Here is a 7,063-nt window from a genome sequence, read left to right on the forward strand (position 1 = left end):
TAATTATTGGGTTTGGTATAACTTTAGTTTATAGGCATGAAAAAGCCGCTATATTAAAAATAGCGGCTTTTTTATTGGTTAAAGAGTGACTTATTTAACCCATCAAATCAGCTTGGACGATTTCAATCCAGTAGCCATCAACGTCTTTGATAAAGGCGATATTTTTCATGCTGCCATCTTCTGGGCGTTTTTTAAATTCAACGTTGTTTTTATCAAACCACGCAATCGCCTCATCAAGGTTGGGCACACTAAAGCAAATATGACCAAAGCCCTGAGGTTCTTGGTTGCCATCGTGATAACGAAAATCCGCTTGGGTCTCAGTGCCGTAATTATGGGTCAGCTCTAAAATACCGCGCTGGCGAAAAGCAAAAATTTCTAAGTCGTCACCCGCTGGTAAGTTGTCACGCTCGCTCTCGGTGAGCTTGGCTAAAAAGTACAAATCAAAACCCATGGCTGGGAATTTTTTTACTGCCAATAACGTCATACCCAAGATACCAGTGTAAAACGCCAACGATTTGGCTGGGTCTTTTACCCGTAGCATGGTATGGTTAAAGGTATAACCTGTCGTCTGAGCTGCAATCGGCTGGACGCCTTCTGCTTTTACGCTGCTCTCAGGTTGAGCGACACTCTCTCTACTAGCGTCTAAATTTGTTGAATCAGTCATAACTTTTCCAATATCTAAGTATTTTTAATCGTTAATAGCGGATACGGTGACGATGTGACCACGTACCAACCGTACCCTAACTATGATAGACATTTAATACTAAATGTCTATTAAACATCTAAAAACCGCACTTTCCCTGTCTCTAAATCATACTCGGCGCCAACAACAAGCAACTGGCCGCTATTGGTTAGGTCCTCTAGCGCGCGCGAACCATGCTTTAGCTGACTGACCGACATGCGCACATTGGCACGAATAGAGCGATCGACCAACTCATCCGCGTCGACGTCATGGCCGTTGGCCGTTGCCAGCTCATGCAAGTTATAAACACTTGGGCGAATACGATCGACGATGGACTGTAAGTTTGGCGAGTAATTTTGCTCAGGATTGATGAGCGCATCGACGCAGGCGGTCACCGCACCGCAATGCGAATGCCCAAGTACCACCACCAATTTGGTACCAAACTTTTCTGCCGCAAATTCAATCGAGCCGATTTGTGATGGCGCAACCACATTGCCCGCCACGCGTATGACAAACAAATCGCCCAAACCTTGATCAAACACAATCTCAACCGGTACACGGGCGTCCGAACAACCCAAAATAATGGCTAACGGGTCTTGATCACTGATCAGCTCGGGACGTTTTTGCATACAAGGGTCGGTGCTGGTCAAACTTTCTACATAACGCACATTACCTTCTTTGAGTAGTTCCAGTGCTTCTTGACCAGTTTTTGGGCGGTTACTGTTAGGCATAAGGGGTCCTTGTTTATCAAAAGGTTAAAATTATAAATTGCGCTAGCCTGCTGTTTTCTGTTTTAACTGACAGTTTTTATCTAAGCTTATCTTTTAAGCCTATCTTTTAAGCTTAGCCGCTTGCTATTGCAAATATCCTTGTATGTAGCATACACAAAATTATTGTAGCGCAAGCAAGGCAAAAAAACGGTAAAAATTCTTTATTTTAAACGCACGCTATTTCAGACAGTGTTTACCCACTTATTCTATTAACAACTTAATCCAACCAACCGATAACGAACTCGCACTGATTTATAGCAAGGGTTTGTTATAATACGCAGCAATCAGACCGCATATAAACCTTCGCTTATTGCCATACTTAACAACAGTTAAATTGCTGTCAGTACCCAGTATTTTAGCGCTACTGAGCATTTGGTGTTTTAGGAATCAACTTTATGACCGAATCAAATTTAACCACGCAAAACGTGCCTGCGTCGCCCGATACTGACAAGGTGCTGCTAAAGCTGACTGGTCTCCAAAAAATTTATGATCAAACCGAAGTATTAAAGGACATCAACCTTGATATTCAGCACGGCGAGTTTATCACCCTGCTTGGTCCATCAGGCTGCGGTAAAACGACGTTGCTACGCTTGATTGCTGGTTTTGAGCAGCCAAATGCTGGGGCGATTTATCTTGATGGTATGCAAATGGCAGGCTTGTCAGCGGATAAGCGTCCGGTCAATACCGTGTTTCAGCAATATGCCTTATTTCCGCATATGACGGTGGCGCAAAACGTTGCTTACGGACTTAAATTAAAAAAAGTGCCAAAAGATGAGATTCAAAGGCGGGTACGTGAAATGCTGGCAATGGTACAACTTGAGCATCTTGCTAATCGCCGACCGCAAGATTTATCGGGCGGTCAGCAGCAGCGCGTGGCGATTGCACGCGCGGTGATTAATCGTCCTAAACTATTATTGCTCGATGAGCCACTATCGGCGCTTGACCATAAGCTGCGTCTGCAAATGCAATCTGAGCTTAAACGCCTGCAACGTGAACTTGGCATTACCTTTGTTTTTGTCACCCACGACCAAGAAGAAGCGCTGTCGATGTCGGACCGCATTGCGGTGATGAAAGACGGCAGATTTCAACAAATTGGCACGCCTATCCAAATTTATGAAACCCCTGCCAATTTATTTACCGCCAAATTTATCGGTGAGACCAACCTGTTTAAAGCGGAAGTCAAAGGCGTTTACCCTGAGCAGGCTGACCGTGATGGCCGCGTGACCAATGGGCGTATTGAGGTCGAGGTTTGCGAGGCACAAGCGCAAGAAGGCCCGATTACTTTACGTAATTTGCGCCGTCCCAACTTTGCCAATGACGTGCAAGTCGGCGATATCGTTAATTTACTATTGCGTCCAGAAGATTTGCGCATTTATGACCCCAACGATAAAGAACACAGTGGTTTATTGGGACGGGTGATTGAAAGTAATTATAAAGGCAGCACTTTAGACTCGATTATTGAGCTGGCTAACGGGCATATTATTAAAGCCTCAGAATTCTTTGACGAAGATGACCCAAGTTTTGATTATAAGCTTAATGAAGGCGTCAAAGTATCGTGGGTGGACGGCTGGGAATGGGTGTTACCAGAAGAAGATACGCTCGACAGCAGTGCAGCTGATAGTAATATAACTGATAGCACTAGCAAATTAGCTTTCCAAAAGGATATCAGCTAATGGCGCGTATCAACTTAACTGGTAAAAAATTAAGCAACAAAAACGTCAGCAATAAAAGCCCTTTTCGCACGGCAACGCTGTGGCTGATTTGGGGGTGGCTGCTTATCTTTGCGCTATTGCCCAATATACTGGTGATTGCGGTCAGCTTTTTAACGCGGGATAGCACAGCTTTTATTAGTTTGCCGGTGACTATCGATAGCTACGCACGCATGATTGACCCGCTGTATTTTGATGTCTTTGTGCATTCATTATGGATGGCGGGCATCACCACGGTTATTTGCTTATTGCTGGGCTATCCATTTGCTTGGTTTGTATCAAGAGTTGATAAACGCTGGCAACCACTGCTGATGCTTATGCTAATACTGCCATTTTGGACCAACTCTTTGGTACGAACTTATGCGCTAAAACTCTTATTTGCCAGTAATGGTTTGATTAATAAATCCTTATTAGCCATCGGCATCATCGATGCACCCATTGATATTTTATACACCCAAGGTGCGGTCATTGCCGGTTTAACCTACTTATTATTTCCCTTTATGGTGCTGCCGCTCTATGCGGTATTTAGCGATTTGCGCAATGATATGCTCCTTGCCTCGCAAGATTTGGGCGCATCAAAAAAACAAACCTTTTGGCACGTGGTCCTCCCTTTAACGACACCGGGGATTATCTCAGGGGTGCTGTTAGTATTATTACCCGCGATGGGGATGTTTTACGTTGCTGATATTTTAGGCGGCTCGCGTAATTTACTCGTTGGTAATATTATCAAAAACCAGTTTTTGGACGCGCGTGATTGGCCATTTGGCGCCGCCGCCAGTGTGCTATTGACGCTTGCAATGGCGATATTGTTACTTGCTTATCGCGCCAGTAGTCGCCGTATTGGCAAAACCGACTTTAACGAGGTGGCCTAATGTCTGGTAATTCAATCAACCATTCACCGATGAATAGTTCACCAATGAAAACCAAACACGCTATCAAGCGACCCAATCTCAAGCAACTCAGTATCGGCAGTATCGCTGCCAAAGGCTATTTGGGTCTGATTTATACTTTACTATATCTGCCCATCATCGTCTTGGTGGCGATGTCATTTAATAAATCGAAAATCGGTTATAACTGGGGCGGCTTTAGTTTAAAGTGGTATGAGTCGCTACTGAATAACCAAGCAATGCTTGATGCTTTTTGGCATTCTATTGTCCTGGGCTTGGTTGCTGCCACGGTATCGACCATCATCGGCACCTTGACTGCGCTGGCGCTCCATCGCTATGATTTTCGCGGTAAAGGTTTATTAAACGGACTGCTATTTGTACTGATGATGTCACCTGAGATTGTCTTGGCGATATCGCTATTGGCGCTATTTTTATTAATCGGGCTGCAGCTCGGTTTCGTTTCACTATTATTGGCACATATCACTTTTTGCCTACCGTTTGTGGTCATTACCGTTTTTGCGCGCTTAAGTAGTTTGGATGAGCGTTTAATGGAAGCAGCGCGAGATTTGGGCGCTAGCGAGTCAACGATGGTGCGTACGGTCTTGATTCCAGTGATTTTCCCAGCGGTAATGGCAGGTTGGTTGCTTGCTTTTACTTTATCGCTTGATGATGTGGTGGTATCGACCTTTGTCACTGGCCCTAGTTATGAGATTTTGCCGCTCCGTATTTATTCTATGGTGCGCGTGGGGCTTAAACCTGAGGTTAATGCCATCGGGACAATTTTACTCGTCGCTTCGTTAATTTTGGTGGTTATCTCGCAGTTACTGCTACGTCGGCGTTAGTTTTAACTTTTACGGCAAAAATATCTATAATGTAAAATAGGCGAGAATTGCCTACGATATTGCAAGATTTTAAACACGTATTTTCTTATTTCTTTAACGTCAGTGGTTAGGTTATTTTATGCTAGAGCTTCGTCATCTTAATACGCTAACTGCGCTGCGAGCCCACGGGTCATTAGCCGCTGCGGCCGATGAGCTGCACGTCACCGCCTCTGCGGTCTCACATCAGTTAAAAGAGCTGGAAAATTACTACGATATCAGTTTGGTGAATCGCCGCACGCGCCCGTTGACATTTACCCCAGCAGGCAAAACGGTATTGGCGCTGGCGGATAGCATCCTGCCGCAGGTTACGCGCACCAAATCAAACCTAAAGCGCTTGGCTCACGGGCAGGCGGGACGCTTGCGTCTTGCTTCTGAATGTCATAGCTGTTTTGATTGGTTGATGCCAATTCTTAATCATTATCGCCGCGAATGGTCGGATGTCGAGCTCGATTTTGCTACTGGCTTTGAGCCTGAGCCGCACCATTTACTGCAAGAAGGTGATATCGATTTATTGATTACCACCAGTAATTTACCGATAGAAGGCATCAGCTATCAGCCGTTGTTTGAATATGAGAGCCGTTTGGTACTGTCGCCGACCCATGATTTGGCGGAACAACAATTTATTCATGCCGAAGATTTGGTTAATGAAACCTTGATTGCTTATCCCGTAGAAGCTAAACGCCTCGATATCATTGCGAACTTTATGACGCCTGCTGAGGTCAGTTTTAAAGCCATTCGTACCACCGAGCTAACAGCGATGCTAATTCAATTGGTTGCCAGCGAACGCGGCGTGGCGGCTTTACCCGACTGGGTGGTCGCGGAATATGAGAAAAAAGGCTGGGTGGTGTCGCGCCCGTTAGGTCAAGGCGTCTACTGTCAGCTTTATGCGGCGACGCGAACATCGAGTCAAGATACCGCTTATATGCAGGGGTTTGCGAGTTTGTTAGAAGGGATTGTGAAGCCGCTTTAGAGCTTTATTTGTCATAACACTCGTTATGGGAATAAAACATAGTTCCCTAGTGAGGAATTGAGGGTATGGCTGTAGGGGAATTTATTTCAATAGGTATAGATGTTCTAATTGATGACACGGCCTAGTTTATCTACGTAAGTAACCATTTTCGGCATTCTATGGTCGCCATCCATCCTACTTACCATCTCTTTAGCCTTCGTGATTTCTATACCAATACTAGTTACATATAGTGGGTGCTTACTTATTCCTCTCCAAACAGCATAGTCTTCTGTAATGTCATAAAAATGATTTTTAGCGATACCGATGATAGGCTTTTTATTAGCAAGATTATCATATAAATACTTACCCAATCCTGCTTTACTAACACCATCTAAAAATACATAGCCGTCGATGATAATCGCATCAAAAGGTTCGTCAATCTGATTAATTAAAGCCAGTAAGCAGGGCAATTCTCGTTTATAAAATTGCCCTGACTCATAAGGCGCAACATTGTTCACGTTGACAGTATGCTCACTGAAGATCTCATTAGTCTCTATACCTTGAAAACGTATGCCCGCTACTTTAGCGCTGTCCAGCTTTTGTACCACGTCTGTTTGATAATGCACATCTAATATTAAAAATATCAATTTAGCCCTCATAGACCTACTTATAGATAACCAATTTAAAGTTATTACTATATTTTTTCAGCTGCTCAATTTTTTGAGGTAGTAGTTCACTTTCTTTGAGACGTAGCTCCTTTAAACTACTAAACACTTCTTTATCATTAAATATTTCTAAATTATAAAGTCCGTTTAATCCAGTGATGTACATAAACTTCACGTGTATAAAGCTATTGTTCTTTGCCCATTTATCGAACAAGTCTTCTGCAATATCTTCGCTTATCTTTAAACGTATGAATGTATCAAATGTAAAATTTTGATAATTTTCTATCAGCTCATATATCTCTGGAACAGGAATTGGACAATCAAGGTAGTTTTTTGAGGTAAGAATGTTGCCTATGATTGTTAATTTACCTATTGTATTTTCCTTCGATATATACTTGATAGAAATATCCTCAAGTTGATTGGTTTCTTTACAAGTTTTACCATAACCAAAAGTTACATATTCTTTACTGGTGTTCGAATAATTGAAACCTGACTGCTTAGAGCCCATCCCAGATTCTGT

At 43.4% G+C, this 7,063-nt stretch carries 8 protein-coding genes; 4 read left to right on the forward strand and 4 right to left on the reverse strand.

What is annotated here, in order from left to right; all coding sequences use genetic code 11:
- Positions 1–94 precede the first annotated feature (94 nt).
- Positions 95–664 (reverse strand): lactoylglutathione lyase, encoded by a 570-nt coding sequence (gloA, locus tag B4240_RS06585; RefSeq protein ID WP_296237664.1) that lies wholly within the window; start codon positions 662–664, stop codon positions 95–97.
- A 110-nt stretch (positions 665–774) separates the two neighbouring features.
- Positions 775–1,413, reverse strand: coding sequence for a carbonic anhydrase (locus B4240_RS06590; RefSeq protein WP_296237665.1), 639 nt, complete (start codon positions 1,411–1,413; stop codon positions 775–777).
- Positions 1,414–1,847: 434 nt separating this feature from the next.
- On the opposite strand from B4240_RS06590, the gene potA reads away from it, so the two are divergent.
- The 4 genes from potA (at position 1,848) to B4240_RS06610 (ending at position 5,899) form a co-directional block, all read left to right on the forward strand.
- The gene (gene potA, locus B4240_RS06595) at positions 1,848–3,125 is read left to right on the forward strand and encodes a spermidine/putrescine ABC transporter ATP-binding protein PotA (protein WP_296237666.1); all 1,278 of its coding nucleotides are present in this window, start codon (positions 1,848–1,850) and stop codon (positions 3,123–3,125) included.
- Positions 3,125–4,033 carry a spermidine/putrescine ABC transporter permease PotB gene (potB, locus tag B4240_RS06600; protein ID WP_296237667.1) on the forward strand — a complete coding sequence of 303 codons (909 nt, stop codon included), beginning with the start codon at positions 3,125–3,127 and terminating at the stop codon, positions 4,031–4,033. The genes potA and potB overlap by 1 nt, the downstream gene beginning before the upstream one ends.
- Positions 4,033–4,890: a spermidine/putrescine ABC transporter permease PotC gene (gene potC, locus B4240_RS06605; protein ID WP_296237668.1), complete on the forward strand. Its 858-nt coding sequence runs from the start codon at positions 4,033–4,035 to the stop codon at positions 4,888–4,890. Before potB ends, potC begins: the two co-directional genes overlap by 1 nt.
- A 118-nt stretch (positions 4,891–5,008) precedes the next feature.
- Positions 5,009–5,899: a LysR family transcriptional regulator gene (locus B4240_RS06610; RefSeq protein ID WP_296237669.1), complete on the forward strand. Its 891-nt coding sequence runs from the start codon at positions 5,009–5,011 to the stop codon at positions 5,897–5,899.
- A 104-nt stretch (positions 5,900–6,003) separates the two neighbouring features.
- On the opposite strand, the gene B4240_RS06615 is transcribed toward B4240_RS06610, so the two are convergent.
- Positions 6,004–6,537, reverse strand: a complete 534-nt coding sequence (locus tag B4240_RS06615) for an endonuclease V (RefSeq protein ID WP_296237670.1) — start codon at positions 6,535–6,537, stop codon at positions 6,004–6,006.
- A 4-nt stretch (positions 6,538–6,541) separates the two neighbouring features.
- Positions 6,542–7,063: hypothetical protein (locus tag B4240_RS06620; protein ID WP_296237671.1), on the reverse strand; the 522-nt coding region annotated here is incomplete at its 5' end.

Source organism: Psychrobacter sp. UBA5136 (assembly GCF_002414005.1).
Taxonomy (GTDB): domain Bacteria; phylum Pseudomonadota; class Gammaproteobacteria; order Pseudomonadales; family Moraxellaceae; genus Psychrobacter.